The organism is Spirosoma luteolum (assembly GCF_054778875.1).
Genome location: NZ_BAAGZE010000023.1, coordinates 198,755 through 217,821, shown reverse-complemented (window position 1 = coordinate 217,821; position 19,067 = coordinate 198,755). Strand labels below are relative to the sequence as shown.

Genomic DNA, 19,067 nt, shown 5'->3' with positions numbered 1-19,067 from the left:
TCCCCTATTGGTTGTAGAGTAAACGCCCTATCGGATCACCAGTATCCCCGAACCGCTATAGCTCCGCAGCGCCGGATCGTACATGGCATCGGCCGAAACAGGCCCCTGCACAAAGCGCCCTTTCGATACCGCCCGAGCCAGATAGTAGAACGATTGCTCGCGGCCCGATACGCTGCTGTACACGTTGATCCGATCGTCGCGCAGATCGACATGGTCGGGCAGAAGCCGGGCCTCGCCCTTGGGTAGCCACGGCATATCGCGCCCCTCGGTCAACCGGCTGTTCTCGACCTCCAGACCGGCGGGAAGCAGATCAGTGAGTACCACATTGTCGATCGTGGCCCCGGCCAGGCTGGCAACCGACAGACGAACAACAACCAGATCGTTTTGCCGCAGTTCGCGCACGGGATTCCCAGACCGGTCGAGCAGTGTTCGCCGGATACGCAGCCCGTTGTCGGCTTCGGTAACGGAGCCCCGGGTTGGCACACCTTCGTAATCGGCAAAGTAGTAAACCGGTGCGTTGCCGCTGGCGGTTAACACTAGTGGCTGATTGATAGGTATCCGGCGCAGCGTGACGGCCGAACCTGTGAGTTTACCCAGTGCTTTGGCACCCGCCGTCAGCGTGGCGGTGGCCGTGCTGCCCGCGTGCTGCCGACTGAGCTTGCCCAGCGCCAGAAAAGCAAACGATGCTTCCTGCGTATTGAGCGTCTGGGTGGCCCCGAGGGCACTGGTCAACTGACGGGCCAGCAGGGGTATCTGCGCGTTGCCCGGGTCGGTATCGGCCAGAACGTCGAGGGCCAGCGCCAGGTTGCGCAGGGGAGAGGCATAGCTGCCCCCCGTTTCGCGGCTGGTGGTAAAGTCGGTGTAGCGACGAGGCAGAAGCGCCTGGGCGCTGCGATTGTCGCCCAATTGCCGGAAAGCGGCAGCCAGTACGTAGCGGCTGTCGCTGGTCAGCAGGGTGCCGTGCTGCTTGTAGTAATTCATGGCCGATCGGTTGGGCTTGCCAGCTTTGGTCAGTACATACAGTGCGTAAAGATTGGTGCGGCTGGCTACCTTCCGAACGGTCTGCCCACCCGTTTCGTCGTACACGGTGGTGTTTTCGAGCGTGGGCCGATTGGTAAGCGTAGTCAGGTAGTCGAGGGCGTGGCCCAGCGTGGCTGGTCGTACGGCAAAGCCCGCTTCCTGCGCTTCGGTCAGGAAATGAACGGCGTAGGCCGAAGCCCAGGGATCGTCGTTGACCTGGCCAGCCGTGGGCGGCCACAGCATAAACCCACCATCGGCCGTTTGCAGACTTTCGACGGCCTGAATCGCCCGTCGGATATTGGTCGTTGGATTCAGGTCATTGTCGCCCGCCCGCACAAACTGCGTGGCAGGCGCCAGCTGACGGGCCAGATCGGCAACGTATAACTGCGGGAAAGCGCGCGATACCGTTTGTTCCAGACAGCCGTGCGGATACCCCAGCAGGTAACTCAGCGGGCGCCCATACTGCGTAGCCGGCGTGCGGCTCAACGTGATCGTGGCACGGGCCGTACCAGGCAAAAACGCGCCGGGCAGCCGCAGCGGCAGACTGGTGCCGGGCTGAACGCTTCCGGCCAGCGTTTGCTTCTGCAGCGAGGCCGCAGGCCGAACCGTTACGTCGGTTTTGTCGGTGAAGGTTTCGCCGGTCCCCGCTACCGATATCGTGATGCTGCCGGGCCCTATGGCCTGCCGTGCGCCAATGCGGAATACCACCCGGCTCTCGCGGCCGGGGGGCAGCAATAGTGTCTGGGGCCGGACGCTGTCGGCCTGCAACGGACCCGTCAGGCTGAGTTGGGCCGTTACGCGGGCGGCTTTTGCGGTTGTATTCGTCAGGTTGACGGGTAACTCGAACTGATCGCCCGGCGATAGAAAGCGGGGTACACCGGTACTGATGACAATGGGATCGGCCACTTTGAGGCTGCTGTTGGCCGAGCCAAAGGCGTTATCCTTGTAGGCAACGGCCATCACTCGCAAATCACCCGAAAAAGCCGGAATGTCGACCGTAACGCTGGCGTTGCCACTGCCATCGGCGGTAAGTGGCCCGCTCCAGAACGCTACCAGGTTGACCCGGCCATTGCTCAGCGGGTTAATTCGTCGTTCGAGGTCGTAGCCATCGCCCCCGACACTCGAGGTCGCCCGCAACGACAGTTCCGGGTAAAGTAGTGTGTACAGATCGTGGCTGTTGACTTCGAGAGCACGTTTCTGGTAAAAAAAGCCGTGTGGATCGGGCGTTTTGAAATTCTTGATCTGCAAAATGCCTTCGTCGACTACCGCCACGGTAAGCTGAGCGTTGGGAGCGGTTTTGACCCGTATGGTCTGCCGGGTTTTCGACCGCGACAGGGCGGGGGCTGTGATGGCTACCGGCAGCTGCGTATCGGCCTGTTGCACCGGTACGACCGCAAAGCCATGGGCAACCGTCAGCGGTAGTTGTGTATCGTCGATCGCCCGAATCAGGGTTGCCGTCACGTAAACGTTTGGCAACTGCTCAGCCCCCACCGGGAATGTCCATTCAGCGGCTCTGTTGGCAGTCGTGAGCCAGTGATGTTCGAGTACCCGGTTGCGCTCGACGGTCAACAGCAGACGCCCGTCGAAAGGGGCTTTGATCAGTACCCGTGCCTTATCGCCGGTGGTGTAGCGCTCTTTATCGAGTGTCATCAGTACCTGCCCTTCCTGACTCACATCGAATGAGGAGGCCGTGGTGCTACCGTAGCCGTATGCATAGAATCGGGTAGCGGCATAGTGGGTGGCACCGGGTCGCCGAATGCGAATTTCGTAGTCGCCCGAGGCCACCGGTACGTAACGCACGGTGCCGCGTCCGTTGGCAAAGGTCAGCGTGTTGGTGTAGACACTGGTTTCCCGGGTCTGGGTGGTGTAGCGGATCTGTTCGTCTTTCTTTTCGATAACGGTCTGGTAGTCGAAACGGACAATGTCGACCCGGGCCTGGGCCGATGGGCTCAATACCCCATCGGCCGTGAGCGCCACAAAATCGGCCTGGATGGGCGTTTGGGTAGTTACGTACCGATCGGGCAGGCGCGTTCCAAAGAAGGTCGACTGCGTCAGGACGTCGAAGCGCCGGAGTCGGTTGACCGGGCGGCCGTTCTCATCGAACACCGTTACGAACAGCTTACCGTCGAGCAGGCCCATATCCTGATAGCGGGCCGGGAGTACAAAGCGTTCGGTGGCCTGCCCATTGGCATTGGTACGCCCCTGCCGCAGTTCTTTGGGAAAGGCAGCCACGGGGGTGTCGTCGGCGCCCGCCATGGCAAATGAGTAGGTTTCGAACCCGCTGGGCGCAATGGTTTTCCGGTTCAGGCGCAGTTCCATCTCGTAAGTTCGGTCGGCAGCAGGCGGGCCAAACAGGTTGCGTGCCGTGGCCGACAGGGTTATGGTCTGCCCGGCCTGGTAGCGGCTGCGGTCGGTCAGGGTTTCGAGGCTGATACGGTCTGGAATAAATTCTTCGACACTGATGGACCGAGCTGTCAGCAGCACATCGTTGCCGTTCAGCACCTCTACCGTGTAGGTGCCCGTAACGGCGGTGGGCGGCAGGGGTATATCGGTGGCCACGGCGCCCTGCGCGTTGGTGACTTTGCGGGCTACCTGTAGTTCGCGGCCGTTAGGAGCGAGCACCCGAACCAGCAGCGGTATGTCGGCCGGCAGGTTTCGCTTATCCGCTGCCGTATGCAGGCCCCGCACCACCGTGTTGAGGTGAACGGTTTCGCCGGGGCGGTAGATATCGCGGTCGCCGTAGACGAAGGCATCGAAGCCGGTCGGGTTATCGCGTTTGCCCTCTACCGGAAAGCGCGATGTCTCGACCTGCGTGTCGGCCAGCGACAGGAACGTAAAGTCGTCGTCGGTGCGGGCCGTCACCAGCGCAACTGTAAAGCCGGGCGCTTTTTCGCGCACCTGGGCGAAGCGCGCCAGGCCGCTGCCGTCGGTTTTCGCGGTCATCAACGATTGATTGGTTTTGCTCACCAGCGTAATGTCGACCCCCTGCATAGGTTCGGCCGTTTGCAGGGCGTTGGCCCATACTAGCACTTCGTCGGGCGTTTGCCGCACAATCAGCCCAATATCGGATAGAGCAACGAGTTGCGTGGCCTGTAGGTACGCTTCATCGCGCGAGCCTACCGTTACTACGTATACACCCCTGAACGCTTTGTTCCGATCGGGCATGGCGATGTTGAGCGCCGATACACCCCGTACCCGGGGCAGGTTGAGGGTTTCGACGGTTTTGTCGACCAGAATCGCGCTCAAATCACCGGTTTCGTCGCTGTTGTAGCTGTAGGCCCCGCTGGGTGCCCACCCGCCATCGGCCTGCTCAGCATATTGTTCGTACCGGTTGGTGCGCAGGTACGTCAGAATATTGTTTTCGAACACCTTGGCGATCCGCACCTGCACGCTGGGTACATTCACAATGTCGAGGCCTACATTGTGGACTCCCTTCGACGACAGGTAAACAGCTTTCGGATTGGCGAATCGAATACTGGCGGGCATTTTCCCGAAAAACAGGTCGCGGCTGACGGGCTCTTTCAGGTTGGCGCCCAGTACCCCCTGCAGACGGGTGTTTAGCGTGAGTACGTACGTGTCCGACTCGGTGAAGTTCCCCCGGATTACAAAGCCGTTTTCGGTTAGTTCGGCGGTGGTGGGCAGTTGCGGCTGAATGGTGTAGCTTGTGGCGAGATCGTCGGGCCGTAGCTCTTGGGTCGTTACGACGCGAACTACCCCTTCGTTCGCGTCGAACCGGGCCTGTATGTCGGTCACGGCCAGCACCGCGCGAGTGGGTAGGGTGGTGGTCTGTTCAATTGGCTGCTGACTGATATAAGCCGTGTTGGGTAGGCTGATGCCTTTGTCGATGCGAATAGTCAGGGGGATTTCCTGTTGGCTGGATGGGGTGTTGGCGAGCGTCAGGGCAATTGTGTTCGGGTCGCTGCTGGTACCGGGCTGGGCCGTCAGGGCCTGGTCACCACGCTCGCCTGCTTTCAGCGTCAGGCGGCTCATCACCTCCGCCGTCGGAACGGGGTAATTCAGTGTCAATTGGGTTTTGGCAACGGGCTGACCGGTTGCGGGATTGCGGGTCCACCAGCTTTCGGTATGCTCCAATTGCAGATAAGGCGTATGGAACGACAGCACATCGCCCGACAGATGCAGGCTTCGTTCGGGGAGCCGCCGGAGCAGGTCATCGGTCAGTTCGGCGCGGTAGTCGGTGGCAGGAGCGAAGGCCACGGCTGGCGAAAAAACCAGTTCGCTCGGGGAAGTCCAGCGAAATTTACCTCGTACGGCCGGGGTGAACCGGATATACTGGGTGGAGTCCCAGGCGCCGGTTGGTTTATCGGGGCCAACGTCTTTGTTAAACGTAAAAGTCAGGTTCTGCGTCTGCTGCACTTCGTTGTCGAAGTTGCGGCCAATAACGGCGAGGTCGCTGAACGGCAACCGCGAGCAATCTGAGAAAAGAAGCAGAATCAGGCCAAGCAGGCATACAGAACGCAGCGACATGGGAGCGGGCGAAGGGTAGGTATGAAAAACCCACTCAAGATGGCTGAGTGGGTTTGGTTTTCCGAATGGCAGAGCCGTCGACTGAGCCAACGGCAGCAATGAGTCTAGCGCATGGGTGTGAACTGGACGCTGGCAACTTTCCAGCTACTACCCTGCTTCACGCTGGTTACGGTGAAGGCAATGGTCTGATCGAAGGTCTGGCCCTGTACGCTGCCTTTCGCTTTCCAGTTGCCGGTCATTACGGCTGCGTCGCTATTGTACTGGCGCGTTTGCACAGCCGACACGGTAGCCGTTTCGATAATGACGTAGCCCCCGCCCAGGCCCTGCCCGAGCAGATCTCCGCCTACCGACTGCCCGTCGAAGCTGGTCAGATTGAAGTCGGCGGTGAGCAGTTTGCCAATAGTGCCGTCCTCGTCGAGCATGGCTTTGAAAAAGGCATTGCCTAGGGCGGTGGGGTCCTGCGTGGGGTCGGTCGACGAAGCTGTTTGCTGGGCAAATGAAGCACTGGCCAGCAAGACGCCCAGTATAAGCGTTAGAATGCGGAAACGGTTGATCATTGGAGTTGTCCGGATGAATGATTTGAGGGCGGAAAAGTCAATAAAAAATGAGTAAAACAAAAATTAATGCCTGGCTACTGCCGACGAATCATAACCTGGAGCTTCCGATGCCGGCCCCGGTCGTCGGTGCAGACCACCGTGAGCGGGCCCGGCCGGGGCGCAAAGGAAACAGCGTCGGTAGGGCTGGCCCGCTTATAAAGTCGGTCGTTCATATACCAGTATACAGTTTGCACATCGTTGGCTGCCTGACACGTTAGCTGCAGCGTGGTACCCGCTCCGGGGCGGATGTAGTACTCGCTGCCATCGGTCAGGCTCGTGATCTGCGGACCATCCTGCCCAAATACCCGCTCACAGGCTGGGTTGTGGGGGGGGACCCGCTCCACCGGAATCTGCTGCTGTTGGTAGTAGGCCAGCACGGCCGGCGGCAGATTGGGGTACGTGCGCCGGACAACCAGACCCGAATCGGGTTGTTGCTGATCGGGCCGGCAGTAGGCGCAGTAGGCCACGGTGCCGGCGGGGTTGGTGAGTATCCACTGCCGGTGATGGCAGAGCTGGTGGCGCGACACGCCCATAATGGCGTAGTCGCTGATGGTACGGTCGCAGAAATCGTTGGGGATATCGCCCGTTTCGGGGCAGACGGGTCGCGTAGTCAGCCGCGACTCGGAACGGGGCGGCTGCCGGCGAAACCAGTCGTTGGAGGCATCGTAAGCGAGCGTGTTCATCAGCTGAAACAGTAAAGGCGTAGCCGTATTGGCTCCGCTTAGCTCGGCCACCCCGACCCCCGAGAAGTTACCCACCCACACACCCACCGTGTAGCGCTGGTTGTAGCCAAGGCTCCAGGCATCGCGCCGGCCATAAGAGGTGCCGGTTTTCCAGGCAATGCGCGGCAGGTGGTAACTGTTATCGAAATTGTTGGGCAGGTCGGGGCGGGTCACCTGTGTCAGCGTTTGCGTGACCAGAAAAGCCGCGTCGGCCGAGAGCACCCGCTGCCCGGGCAGGACAGGTAGCGGGCCACCGCCCGGGTAGGCGTAGTGCAGCGGCCGCACCACCCCGCCGTCGGCCAGGCCCGCGTAGAGTCGGGTCATCTCGTCGAGCGTCACGCCACAGCCGCCCAGAATCATTGATAGGCCCAGTTCGCCCGCCTGCCGCCGGATGGTGGCGAAACCGGCCTGCCGGAGCCGGTTGATCAGTACCGGCGTGCCCAGCTGATTCAGCAATGCCACCGCTGGAATGTTGAGCGAGTTGGCTAGGGCAAAGTCGGCCGTAACGGGCCCGTTAAACCGCTGGTCGTAGTTGTCGGGGGCATAGCCGTCGAAGCTCGTCGGCACATCGGCCAGTTTGCTTTTGGGCGTTATCAGGCCCGCATCGAACGCCAGACCATACAGCAGTGGTTTCAGCGCGCTGCCCGGCGACCGTACTGCCCGCACTCCATCGACCTGTCCGCCGTCGTCGATGGCCCCGAAATCGGCCGAACCCACATAAGCCACTACGGCCCGGGTTTCGTTGTCGACCACCAGCACGGCCGCATTGCGGATGGCGTAGGCCCGCAGTTGGCTTGCATACCGGCTCACCAGTTGCTCTGCCGTCGCCTGAATGGCCGGGTCGAGCGTCGATCGGATAATGGGCCAATCGGGGTGGGCGCGCTGCAGCCGTCGGGCCAGGTGGGGCGCCAGCCGCGGAGCCTCGTGTCGGTAAGCCGTGAGCGGTTCGGCCAGGGCATCGGCCAGCGTAGCTTCGTCGACGCGGTGGGCCGCCCGGAAACGCAGGAGCCACCGGTTTCGCTCCTGCACCAGAAAGGCATTGTTGCGCCCAATCCGCAGACTCGACGGTCGGTTCGGAATAATAGTCAGCGTGGTCAGTTCGGCCAGGCTGAGCAGCTCGGGCGATTTGCCGAAATACAACAGCGCGGCTGCTTTCAGCCCTTCGATATTGCTGCCGTACGGAATCAGGTTCAGGTACAGCTGCAGAATCTCGTCTTTCGAATAATGCAGTTCGAGCTGCAGGGCTCTGACCACTTCGATCAGTTTACTGGCGTAGGTGCGGGGGCGGGGTTCCAGCAGACGCACGGTCTGCATGGTAATGGTCGATGCGCCTGAGGTGCGCTGCCGCGTGAGCAGGTTTCGCAGCAGCGCCCGCCCTACCGATACGGGGTTGATGCCGGGATGCCATCGGAAATACCGGTCTTCCTTGAACAGAATGGCTTCCTGCACGGCCGGGGTCAGATCGGCCAGGGTTGCGTAAAATCGCCATTTATCGTCGCGACTCAGAAAAGCGTGCAGAATCTGGCCGTTGGCGCCTGTTACCAGGGTGGCGTAGGGCACTTGGGTGGCTATCGGAAAAGCCCGGTCGAAGCCCCACAACACGGCTAGCCCGGCCGCCAGCCACCGCAGCCGGCGCCACCATCGCTGCCAGCCAGAAGGTGATGGGGCGGGGCGGTCGGCCGTGTTTTCGGGGTGAGGTCGCGCCAATTCCATAAATACCTGTGTTACTTTGCGGAGACACCTCAGAACGGGCGCCTTCGATCGACTGCAAAGAAACACAGTCTGATCGATGTCTGATGATCCGTCTGTATAACAAGACCACGTCCTGAACCTGCAAACCAGTACGCCTGCTATGACGATTCAATTTTTTGGCGCTGCCCGCACCGTAACGGGTAGTAAACACTTGCTCACTACCGCGTCGGGCAAACAGATACTGCTCGACTGTGGCCTGTTTCAGGGCATCAACACCGATGAGCTGAACCAGCAGTTCGGTTTCGATCCGGCGGCTGTCGATTACATGGTGCTGTCGCACGCCCACATCGACCATACGGGTCTGATTCCGAGGCTGGTGCGGCAGGGCTTTGCCGGACCTATCTACACTACCTCGGCTACGAAAGACCTGTGCGAAGTGATGCTGATGGACAGTGCCCGGATTCAGGTGCGCGACCTGGAGCGGGTGAACAAACGGCGCAGTCGCCGGGGAGAAGCCGAACTCGAAGCGCTCTACGATGAACAGGATGTGACCAGGGCGCTCGGGCAGATGGTGCCCGTAGCCTACGCGCAGCCGTTTGCGATCTGCGAAGAGGTAACCGGCTTGCTGACCGATGCGGCCCACCTGCTCGGCAGTGCGTCGGTTAGCCTGACCATCCGCGAAAACGGTTCCGAAACTCGGCTGTTCTTTAGCGGGGATATTGGCCGGCCTAATGATAAAATCCTGCGGATGCCCGACCGCTTTCCGCAGGCCGATTACATCATTTGCGAATCGACCTACGGCGATCGGCTCCATGAACCCGAACCCGATGTGAAAGCCCACCTGCTGCGCATTGTGCAGCAAACCTGCGTGGAGGGGCGGGGTAAGCTTATCATTCCGGCTTTTGCTGTCGACCGTACGCAGGAACTGATTTACGCCCTCGATCAGCTGGCGAGCGAGGGACGTTTGCCCAGGCTGCCGGTGTTTATCGACAGTCCTATGTCGGTACTGGCCACGCAGGTGATGCGCCGGCACGAGGAAGATTTTAACCCCGATATTCTGGCCTACATCAAAAAAGACGGCGACGCGTTCGATTTTCCGAACCTGCATTACGTGACCGATGTAGCCGAGTCGAAGGCGATCAACGACAGTCGGGAGCCCTGCGTAATCATTGCCCCGTCGGGCATGGCCGAAGCGGGGCGCATCAAGCATCACATTAAAAACAACATCGAGAATCCTAATACGACTATTCTGCTGGTTGGCTATGCGTCGCCGTCGAGTCTGGGTGGTGCGCTGAAACGGGGCGATAAGGAAGTGACGATCTTTGGCGAACGCTACCCCGTGAATGCCCGTATCGAAATCATGGATTCATTTTCGGCCCATGGCGACTACCAGGAAATGCTGCAGTATATGAGTTGTCAGGATCCGGCGCAGGTGAAAACGGTATTCCTGGTGCATGGCGAATACGACAAACAGGTGATCTGGCGCGATAAGCTGCTGGCGGCTGGCTTCGCAAACGTCCAGATTCCGGATATGGGCGACAAAGTAACGCTGGACTAACGGCCAACAGAAAGCCCCCGGTAATTGGCCGGGGGCAGTAGAATAAGGTCGTATGTAAAGGGATGACCCAGCTAGGTGAAGCGGGCCCGCGAAAAGCAGCGATTCAGCACGGCGCGGTACACTTTACCAAACTGTGCGTAGCACCAGCGTTTGAGTTGTTTTACCTCGTCGGGAATAAGGAGCTTAATGGCTTTGGCCAATTCTTTCTCGAAGATTGCCTTGTCAAAACTGACCTTCTGAAGGATCGTTTTGATGTATTCAAGCATAGAAAGCATACCTCGTTTTATTTTGGTTAAAGTAGGGATTCCTGGTTAGTTGATTCGGTAGATAGTAAAGGCTGCGGTTTGGTCGTTGTTACCCGAAGCCGTCGTAACGGTAACGGACCAATTAGCGTTATTGTTGCCCAAAAGTAATGATGTTTTTTGCAGTATTCCGCAAATGGTTTGTATTATTTTTTTGTGCTGTTGCGTCTTCATTTGCGCAACAGCCTGATAATGCGGTATCTATTGAATTGGGGCCAACCAGTTTTCTGATTGAGCGGCCCTTTACCATTTCGGTAACGGTAGTGAACGCCGAATCGAGACCGACCATCACGTTTCCCGACATTCCGGGGCTGCTCAAAAGAGGGGTCACTACCAGCGTTACCAGTGCCGAATCCGATGGCAAAACCGTGGTGAGCCAGATCATTACCCAAACCTACCAGGCGCGGGCGCCGGGGCGCTATTTGCTGGCCCCGTTCAGCATCACCGTCGATGACCAGAGCGCCCGTTCGCCGGGGGCTACCCTGACCGTGCGCGGGGCGGCTACACCCACCGGCCCGGCCAGTCTGACCATGCTGCCACCGGCCCCGCCCGAGGGACTGGCTTTTCTCGACGTATCGGCGTCGAAAACGGCTATCTATGCCGGCGAAGGCGTGGCGCTGTCCCTGTCGTTTTTCGTAGCCGATACCTACCCCTATGTGCTCAACTTTACCGCGCTCGACCGGCAGCTGCAGGCTATTACCAACAAAATCAGGCCCGTCAATGCCTGGGAAGAGAACCGCAACATTACCGAACTGAAACCCGTGCCGGTGCGGATCGGCAACCGCAATTTTCGACAGTACAAACTATTTCAGGCCGTTTTCTTTCCGCTATCGGTGCGGCCCATCCGTATTCCCCCGGTAACCCTGCGGCTGGTTCGGCCCCGCCCGCTGATCGGGCCGCCCAGTGCACAGCCCGAATACGTTTCGTTTACGAGCAAACCTGTTTCGGTTGCCGTGCGGGCGCTGCCTCCCCACCCGCAGCGGGGGCGTTTGCCGGTGGGGCAGTTCCGGCTCGACGAGCGGGTCGACCGCCGGGTGGTGGGGCTGGGCCAAAGTGTTCGCTATACGTTTACGGTGGTGGGCGAGGGCAACATCGCCACGTTGCCGGCCCCGGCTCTGTCGACGGCCAGTACCGATGCCGATATTTTTCCGCCCGACGAACAACTGACTATCAACCGGCAGGAGCAGCAGATAACCGGTCAGAAAAGCTTTACCTATTACATCGTTCCGCATCAAAACGGGCCGTTGTCGTTGGTGAATCGCTTTCAATGGGTTTACTTCGATCCGCAATTGGCCCGATACGACACCCTCCGCCCCGGCCTGACCCTGCGTGTAGGCGGGGGCAATGATCCGTCTGTTTTCACCGGGGTGGGTTCGGCTACGGTCGATGCCATCACCTCCGGAACGGCAACCGGAGCTGCGGGCGCCGGCTCAATCTATGCTGGTATCGACACGCAGGACAGTGGCATACAACCCATTCGCATACCCGATCTGATTCAGGTGGTTGCCACTGCCCTGATCGTGATTATGCTACTGGGCATGATTTTTATCCTTTTTCGCAAATGAGTAGTACGTACGGAACCCTGTTCAAAATTTCCACCTTTGGCGAGTCGCACGGCCCGGCTATTGGCGTCGTTATCGACGGCTGCCCGGCCGGTCTTGCTTTCGATACCGATTTTATCCAGCACGATCTCGACCGGCGCAAACCCGGTCAGTCGCGCATTACCACGCAACGACGCGAAGCCGACGAGTTTGAGGTACTGTCGGGTGTTTTCGAAGGTAAAACGCAGGGCACACCGATTGCCCTGCTGATTCGGAACACCGATCAGCGCAGCAAAGACTACGGCCACATTGCCGAACAGTTCCGGCCGTCGCACGCCGACTATACCTACCAATCCAAGTATGGCTCGCGCGACTACCGGGGCGGTGGTCGGTCGTCGGCCCGCGAAACGGCGGCCCGGGTGGCGGCCGGTGCGGTGGCTAAACTGCTGCTGGCCGAACTGGGCATCCAGCTTCAGGCCTACGTGTCGAAGGTGGGTACGCTCAGTCTGGACAAGTCGTACACCGAACTGAACCTGTCCTTAGCCGAAGAGAACGCGGTACGCTGCCCCGACCCCGAAACGGCCGAGCGCATGTTTACCTATATCGACGAGGTACGGAAGCAAGGCGATTCGGTAGGCGGAGTTGTCGACTGTGTGGTAACGGGGGTACCGGCTGGCTGGGGCGAGCCCGTGTTCGACAAGTTGCACGCCGAACTGGGTAAGGCCATGCTGAGCATCAACGCCGTCAAAGGATTTGAGTACGGCAGTGGTTTTGCCGGTGCCGAGTTGCTCGGCTCGCAGCACAACGACGAGTTCTATACCGACGAAGCCGGGCGGGTGCGTACTAAAACAAACCAGTCGGGCGGCATTCAGGGCGGAATCAGTAACGGCGAAGCCATTTACTTCCGAACGGCTTTCAAACCGGTCGCCACCATCATGCAGGATCAGGACAGTGTGGATGTGCACGGCAATCCCGTAACGGTGTCGGGCAAGGGGCGCCACGACCCCTGCGTGGTGCCGCGCGCTGTTCCCATCGTAGAGGCCATGGCCGCGCTCGTACTGGTCGATATGTACCTGCGCAACAAAGCCGCCAAACTCTAATCAGACTCATAGCCGGTTGCCCCGCAGCCGGCTATTTCTTTTTCGAAAAAACGGCCTGCATCAGCACGAAGCCCAGGAGACCGAAGCCGATGGCCTGACCAATCAGACCGATTGAGAGGAGGGTACCGGTAACAGCCCAGCCGGCACTTTTACCGTAGGCGCCTAACAGGATCAGCACAAGGCCCAGCCCCCAGGAGCCGGCGGCCAGCAGCAGAAATTTATTGCGAATGGTGATCATAAAACGGCGGTCAGTCGTCAGTGTAAACAAATCTACGGCAGTTTTGTGGACCCCGCTTCTTGTTTTTGGGTGGTTGCTGGCCGGATGGCCGGGCCAGGCCGCCGGGCAGGAGCGTTTTCAGTTCGGCCGCGGTCTCATGGGCACGCAGTTCAGCCTGACGCTCTATGCCCCCGACAGTAGCACCGCTTACCGGGTCAATCAGGCCGTATCGGCACGCATGGATACCCTCAATCAGGTTATGAGCGATTACCTCGACGGCTCCGAAATCAACCGGTTGTCGGCCACGGCAGGCAGCGGCCAGTGGGTACGCGTATCGCCCGACCTGTTCGATGTGTTGCAGAAGGCCCGGTCGATTGCCCGGCGTTCGGGCGGCCGTTTCGATCCAACGGTAGGACCGCTGTCGCTGCTGTGGCGACGGGCCGTTCGGCGGCAGACGTTTCCCGATGCCCGCGAACGGCGACAGGCTCGTCGGCGCGTAGGGTACCGCTTCGTACAGCTCGATGCCCGGCAGCAGCGCGTTCGGCTGCGTCGGCGCGGCATGCGGCTCGATCTGGGAGGCATCGGGCAGGGGTTCGCCAACGACGAAGCCGCCCGGCTGCTGCGGAGCCTGGGCGTGGGGCAGTACCTGCTCGATCTGGGGGGCGATGTGCTGGCGGGCGAGGCTCCGCCCGGGCAACCCCGTGGCTGGCGCATTGGCACGGGCACGCTCGCTACCCACGATACGGCCACGGTCTGGCTCACCCGGGCGGCTATCACGACCTCGGGCGATGCCTACCGCCACCTCGACTACCAGGGTCGACGGTACTCGCACATCATGAACCCACGCTCGGGTTTGGGCCTGCGCCACGTAGTGCGCACAACCGTACAGGCGCCCGAGGGGTACCTGGCCGATGCATTGACCAAAGTATTCAGCGTTGCCGGCCAATCGACCGGTCGTCGGCTGCTGCGCCGGTTTCCGGGGGCGCGGGTACAGCGGCTTCAAAACGAAGAGGGCCAACTGCGCGTCTGGCAGTCGGCCCCCTTTGGTCAGCCCTGACGGGGCTTAGACCGTAATTGTTTTGCCCGGTACGGCAATGGGGTAAAAGCCATCCTTGTCGGGCAGGCTCTTCGGCATGGCATCCCAGGCCAGTTTATCGGGAAAGAGGTCGATCTGCGAGTTGAGGGCTTCGTCCCACTTAACGACCTTACCCGAGTAAGTCGCCATCCGACCCATAATGGCCGTCATGGTGCTTTTGGCTACCCGTTCCGCATCGGCAAATTTGTAATCGCCTTTGGCAATGGCAGCAAACAACTCGTCATGCTCAATCTGGTACGGATTACCGTCTGCTTTGGCGTCGTGCGTGTAAATGGGCTGGCCGTTGTAACCCAGCAAGGCACTGCTCCGCTTCTCCATTCCTTCAACTTTGCCTTTTGTGCCAAGGAACATTTCGTCGACCCGGCTGAATGTACCTTCATAGTGTCGGCATTGGCTGTTGATGGTCGTGCCATCAGCGTACACGAAGTCTACGATGTGATGGTCAAAAATTTCACCGTCATCTTTGCCATTCCGAACCTGCCGGCCACCCGTTCCCTGACATGATACGGGATAGCTGTTTTTGACCCAGTTGGCGACATCGATGTTGTGGACGTGCTGCTCATTGATGTGATCACCGCACAGCCAGTTGAAATAATACCAGTTGCGCATCTGGTAGTCCATTTCGGTCTGCTGGGGCTGGCGTGGCTTGTGCCAGACGCCCCCGCTGATCCAGTACACCTGCCCGCCCACAATGTCGCCGAGGGCACCGTCATGAATCCGCTTGATCATCTCGCGGTAGCTAGGCTGGTAACGACGTTGCAGCCCAACAACCACGTTCAGTTTTTTCTTCTTGGCTTCTTCGGCTGCGGCCAGTACCCGCCGTACGCCCGGGGCATCGGTCGCTACGGGTTTCTCCATGAAAATGTGTTTGCCTTGCCGCACCGCTTCTTCAAAATGGCTGGGCCGGAAGCCGGGCGGGGTTGCCAGGATAACCACGTCGGCGAGGGCGATGGCCTGTTTGTAGGCGTCGAAACCCACAAACTTATGGTCTTCGGGTACATCGACTTTCGGCGTTCCGTTGGCCATTTTGGCACCCCGTTCGGTCAGGGCTTTATAGGCCCCATCGAGCCGGTCGCGGTAGGCGTCGGCCAAGGCAACAATTTTGACGTTCTGTTTGGTGCTCAGGGCCTGCTGGGCGGCTCCGGTGCCACGACCGCCACAACCGATCAGCGCTACCCGAATGGTATCGTCGGCCAGTGCATGGTAGCCGTACGACAGGCCGGGCAGGGTGGTGAGGAGGGCACTACCGGCCAGCAGGCCCGATGCCTTCAGAAAGTCGCGCCGGTCGGTAGCACCACCAGCGGGTTGCGTAGGGTCAGAAGAATTGGTCATGGGAGAAAAAGACGAGCAGTTGAGAGTCTAAGTGAACAGATAAAAGGGCCTCGTTACGAAAATATACTAAACAGGTGTACTAAAGCCCTTTACAAACCTGCCAGCCCCCCTTGCCGTGCAACCAACTGACCTGATATGGCTGAAATAACGACAAAACGGTTATGTCAGCCCCTTACCATTATGTTATAAAAGCAATAGATTGTCATGTAACCCAAGGTTTACTTATTAATTAGCTGTAAATCAGAATTTTATTAGTTGATGGCTTGAAAAAAGTTTTTATATGAGGAGAAAATTTTATACAAAACCTATACTTATCCGTATGTTTAGCGTCTAAGATTGAAAACAACGGCTCATCATCATTAATAAGTAAAACCTATGCGTAAAACTGTTACTTGCACAATCTGGCTAACGTGTTTGACCTGGTTGATCTGTGTCGGAGCTATGGCCCAGACACGGGTTGCGGGGAAGGTGACGGACGAATCCAAACGGGAAGAGTTATCGGGCATCAGCATTGCCGTTAAGGGTAAGGTAATCGGCACCATTACCGACCAGCGGGGTAATTTCTCACTGTCGACCAACACCGCCACTCCGTTCACCATTGCCGTCTCGGGCGTGGGTTTTCAAACGCAGGAAGTCGTTATCAACAACAGCCGGACCGATCTGGTCATCACGCTTAAAGAGCAGGTGATGGTTGGTCAGGAGGTCGTGGTATCGGCTTCGCGGGTGGAAGAAAGCGTTATGAAATCGCCCGTAGCGGTGGAGAAAATGGACATTCGCGCCATTCGTGAAACGCCGGCCGCTAACTTCTACGACGGACTGGCTAACTTCAAAGGCGTCGACATTGCCACCCAGGGTTTGTTGTTCAAATCGATCAACATGCGGGGCTTTGGTGCCACGGGTAACCCCCGTACGGTGCAGATGATCGACGGGATGGACAACTCGGCGCCCGGTCTGAACTTCCCCGTCGACAACATCGTGGGCGTACCGGAGCAGGATGTCGAAAGCGTCGAGATTCTGCCGGGCGCGGCCTCGGCGCTCTATGGCCCCAACGCCATTCAGGGGCTGGTGCTGCTCAATAGCAAAAGCCCGTTTCTGTACCAGGGTATCAGCGCCAACGTAAAAACGGGCGTGATGAACGCCAGCAACCGCACGACTCCGACAACGGGTTTCTACGATGCGTCGATTCGGTACGCCAAAGCGTTCAACAACAAGCTGGCGTTCAAACTCAATGCATCCTACATTAGGGCGCAGGACTGGCAGGCAAATAATTATACCAACCTGAATGGTGTCAACGGTGTGTTCGGCAACCCCGACCCCACCCGGGGCGCGGGCACGGCCCTCAACTACGACGGGGTAAACGTGTATGGCGACGAAGCGCAGGCCAACATGCAGACCGTTGGGCAGGGGCTTGGGTTATCTGCGGCCGCTCTCGGTTTGATTCCGAACGTCAACGTGAGCCGTACGGGTTATCCTGAAGTCAACCTGGTCGACTACAATACCAAGAGCCTGAAGCTGAACGGTGCGCTGCATTACCGGCTGACCGAAAAAATTGAGGCTATTGCGCAGGTCAACTATGGCTATGCCACTACGGTATACACCGGAACGGGCCGCTATGCGTTGCGGAACTTCAACCTGACGCAGGCGAAACTCGAACTGCGGGGCGACAATTTCACCCTGCGGGCCTATACTACGCAGGAGCGGTCGGGGCAATCGTACACGGCTGGTCTGGTAAGCCTGGCCATGAATGAAGCCTGGAAACCCAACAGGCAGTGGTTCGGCGAGTATGTGGGTGCGTTTGCCCAGGCTCGGGGCGCGGGCCAGTCGGCCGATCAGGCGCAGCTGACCGCACGTGGTGTGGCCGATACGGGCCGGCCGCTGCCGGGTACCGATGCCTATAACAACCTGTATGAGCGCATTCGCAACCTGCCCATTTCGCAGCGGGGCGGTGGTTTCCTCGACAAGTCGAACATGTATCATGCCGAGGGGGTCTATAATTTCAAGAACCAGATCAAAGCTATCGACCTGCTGGTAGGGGCCAACTTCCGTAGCTACCAGCTCCGGTCCGACGGAACACTGTTTGCCGATCAGGTCGATGGCCGGAACGGCAGCATCACCATCAACGAATTTGGTGGGTTTGCCCAGGCCGGTAAGTCGCTTTTCAGTGATCACCTGAAGCTGACGGCGTCGGTCCGCTACGACAAAAACCAGAACTTCGATGGTCAGTTTACACCCCGTGTATCGGCCGTGACCACGTTTGGCGATCACAACATCCGCCTGTCGTACCAGACTGGTTTCCGGATTCCGACTACGCAGAACCAGTATATCGACCTCGTCACGCCCCTGGCCCGGCTGCTGGGTGGGTTGCCTGATTCGTATGCCCGATACAACCTCGCCAACTCCTATTCGCGAAGTGATGTCGCTGCGTTTGGCGCGGCCGTACTGCAAAGCGCGGGTACGGATGCGATCAGACAGCAGGCTGTTGCTTTCATTACGCAGCAGGTAACGGCACAGGTAACGCGCACCGTGCAGGACGGTGTGGCTGCCGGTCAGATTCCGGCTGCAGCCGCGCCAACGATTATTCAGCAGCAGGTAGCGGCTGCGCTGCCCGGGGCCATTCAGGCCAACGCGGCTAATGTGGCTCAGGGACTGGCGGTGAATGCTAACATCGGCAACCTGAAGCCGTACCAGCGGAAAGAGTTCAAGCCCGAGCGCGTGGCCAACTACGAAATCGGCTATCGGGGTATTGTCAACAAGAAACTGTTTATCGATGCCTATTACTACTACAGCGTGTACACCAACTTTATTGGCAGTGTAGTATTACTGCAGCCAACTGGTCCAGCTGCCCCCGGGCTGCCCCAGGCCTCGGGCGTGCTGAGTGGTAATACCCGTAACGCTTACTCGATTCCGGTCAACAGCAGCGAACGCATCACGGCGTCGGGCTGGGCCATCGGGCTAAACTATCAGCTGCCCAAAGGCTATGGCCTGTCGGGTAACCTGGCCAACAACCAGCTGAACAACTTTACGCCCTCGGCCGAGCTGCAAACCTCGGGATTCAATACGCCGAAATACCGCTGGAACCTGGGCTTCAGCAAGCGCAGCATCATTGGCTCGAACGTAGGCTTTGCGCTGGCGTTCAAACACCAGGATGCCTTTACGTGGGAAGGTTTTGCCGTGCCGTCGGAGTCAGGTGTGCCGCTATACGACAACACGATTGTACCGGCCATCAACAACCTCGATGTGCAGGCTAACTACAAAGTGTCGTCGCTGAAGTCGATCGTGAAGGTGGGCGCTACCAACCTGTTTGGCAAACCCTACTTCCAGGCCTATGGTAACCCCTACATCGGCAGCACCTACTACATCGGTATCACGTTCGATGAACTGCTGAATTAATAGGGTTAGGTTTGTA

General features: G+C 59.0%; 11 protein-coding genes. 5 read left to right on the top strand and 6 right to left on the bottom strand.

The genetic code is table 11. The annotated features are described in order from the left end of the window. Window positions 1-27 precede the first annotated feature (27 nt). The 3 genes from ACYVAC_RS21150 to pbpC all read right to left on the bottom strand — a co-directional run bounded on the left by ACYVAC_RS21150 (window position 28) and on the right by pbpC (window position 8,536). The gene (locus ACYVAC_RS21150; protein WP_461099806.1) at window positions 28-5,505 is read right to left on the bottom strand and encodes an alpha-2-macroglobulin family protein; all 5,478 of its coding nucleotides are present in this window, start codon (window positions 5,503-5,505) and stop codon (window positions 28-30) included. Between the two features lie 104 nt (window positions 5,506-5,609). Beyond that, window positions 5,610-6,062, bottom strand: a complete 453-nt coding sequence (locus tag ACYVAC_RS21145) for a nuclear transport factor 2 family protein (RefSeq protein WP_461099805.1) — start codon at window positions 6,060-6,062, stop codon at window positions 5,610-5,612. 74 nt (window positions 6,063-6,136) lie between these two features. Then, on the bottom strand, window positions 6,137-8,536 hold the full coding sequence (gene pbpC, locus ACYVAC_RS21140; RefSeq protein ID WP_461099804.1) for a penicillin-binding protein 1C: 2,400 nt from the start codon (window positions 8,534-8,536) through the stop codon (window positions 6,137-6,139). 139 nt (window positions 8,537-8,675) lie between these two features. On the opposite strand from pbpC, the gene ACYVAC_RS21135 reads away from it, so the two are divergent. After that, on the top strand, window positions 8,676-10,073 hold the full coding sequence (locus tag ACYVAC_RS21135) for an MBL fold metallo-hydrolase RNA specificity domain-containing protein (RefSeq protein WP_461099803.1): 1,398 nt from the start codon (window positions 8,676-8,678) through the stop codon (window positions 10,071-10,073). A gap of 71 nt (window positions 10,074-10,144) precedes the next feature. Here ACYVAC_RS21135 and ACYVAC_RS21130 read toward each other — a convergent pair whose 3' ends face one another. Beyond that, window positions 10,145-10,348 carry a hypothetical protein gene (locus tag ACYVAC_RS21130; RefSeq protein WP_461099802.1) on the bottom strand — a complete coding sequence of 68 codons (204 nt, stop codon included), beginning with the start codon at window positions 10,346-10,348 and terminating at the stop codon, window positions 10,145-10,147. A 236-nt stretch (window positions 10,349-10,584) separates the two neighbouring features. Here ACYVAC_RS21130 and ACYVAC_RS21125 point away from each other — a divergent pair, with 236 nt between their 5' ends. Together ACYVAC_RS21125 and aroC are read left to right on the top strand one after the other, a co-directional pair. After that, on the top strand, window positions 10,585-11,940 hold the full coding sequence (locus ACYVAC_RS21125; protein WP_461099801.1) for a BatD family protein: 1,356 nt from the start codon (window positions 10,585-10,587) through the stop codon (window positions 11,938-11,940). Then, window positions 11,937-13,016, top strand: coding sequence for a chorismate synthase (gene aroC, locus ACYVAC_RS21120; RefSeq protein ID WP_461099800.1), 1,080 nt, complete (start codon window positions 11,937-11,939; stop codon window positions 13,014-13,016). Before ACYVAC_RS21125 ends, aroC begins: the two co-directional genes overlap by 4 nt. Before the next feature lie 31 nt (window positions 13,017-13,047). Here aroC and ACYVAC_RS21115 read toward each other — a convergent pair whose 3' ends face one another. Then, window positions 13,048-13,254, bottom strand: coding sequence for a hypothetical protein (locus ACYVAC_RS21115; RefSeq protein ID WP_461099799.1), 207 nt, complete (start codon window positions 13,252-13,254; stop codon window positions 13,048-13,050). A gap of 43 nt (window positions 13,255-13,297) precedes the next feature. On the opposite strand from ACYVAC_RS21115, the gene ACYVAC_RS21110 reads away from it, so the two are divergent. Then, complete coding sequence (locus ACYVAC_RS21110; protein WP_461099798.1) at window positions 13,298-14,290, top strand: FAD:protein FMN transferase; 993 nt, start codon at window positions 13,298-13,300, stop codon at window positions 14,288-14,290. Between the two features lie 6 nt (window positions 14,291-14,296). Here the strand turns inward: ACYVAC_RS21110 and ACYVAC_RS21105 are convergent, their stop codons facing one another. Then, entirely contained in the window at window positions 14,297-15,661 is a 1,365-nt protein-coding gene (locus tag ACYVAC_RS21105; RefSeq protein WP_461099797.1) for a Gfo/Idh/MocA family protein, read from the bottom strand. Between the two features lie 375 nt (window positions 15,662-16,036). Between ACYVAC_RS21105 and ACYVAC_RS21100 the strand changes: the two genes are divergently transcribed. Next, the gene (locus tag ACYVAC_RS21100; RefSeq protein ID WP_461099796.1) at window positions 16,037-19,051 is read left to right on the top strand and encodes a TonB-dependent receptor domain-containing protein; all 3,015 of its coding nucleotides are present in this window, start codon (window positions 16,037-16,039) and stop codon (window positions 19,049-19,051) included. Window positions 19,052-19,067: the final 16 nt, after the last annotated feature.

Excerpts from the sequence above, each read along its gene's own strand:
- ACYVAC_RS21150 (WP_461099806.1), bottom strand. The coding sequence starts at position 5,505 with ATGTCGCTGCGTTCTGTATGCCTGCTTGGCCTGATTCTGCTTCTTTTC.
- ACYVAC_RS21145 (WP_461099805.1), bottom strand. The coding sequence starts at position 6,062 with ATGATCAACCGTTTCCGCATTCTAACGCTTATACTGGGCGTCTTGCTG.
- pbpC (WP_461099804.1), bottom strand. The coding sequence starts at position 8,536 with ATGGAATTGGCGCGACCTCACCCCGAAAACACGGCCGACCGCCCCGCC.
- ACYVAC_RS21135 (WP_461099803.1), top strand. The coding sequence starts at position 8,676 with ATGACGATTCAATTTTTTGGCGCTGCCCGCACCGTAACGGGTAGTAAA.
- ACYVAC_RS21130 (WP_461099802.1), bottom strand. The coding sequence starts at position 10,348 with ATGCTTTCTATGCTTGAATACATCAAAACGATCCTTCAGAAGGTCAGT.
- aroC (WP_461099800.1), top strand. The coding sequence starts at position 11,937 with ATGAGTAGTACGTACGGAACCCTGTTCAAAATTTCCACCTTTGGCGAG.
- ACYVAC_RS21115 (WP_461099799.1), bottom strand. The coding sequence starts at position 13,254 with ATGATCACCATTCGCAATAAATTTCTGCTGCTGGCCGCCGGCTCCTGG.
- ACYVAC_RS21105 (WP_461099797.1), bottom strand. The coding sequence starts at position 15,661 with ATGACCAATTCTTCTGACCCTACGCAACCCGCTGGTGGTGCTACCGAC.
- ACYVAC_RS21100 (WP_461099796.1), top strand. The coding sequence starts at position 16,037 with ATGCGTAAAACTGTTACTTGCACAATCTGGCTAACGTGTTTGACCTGG.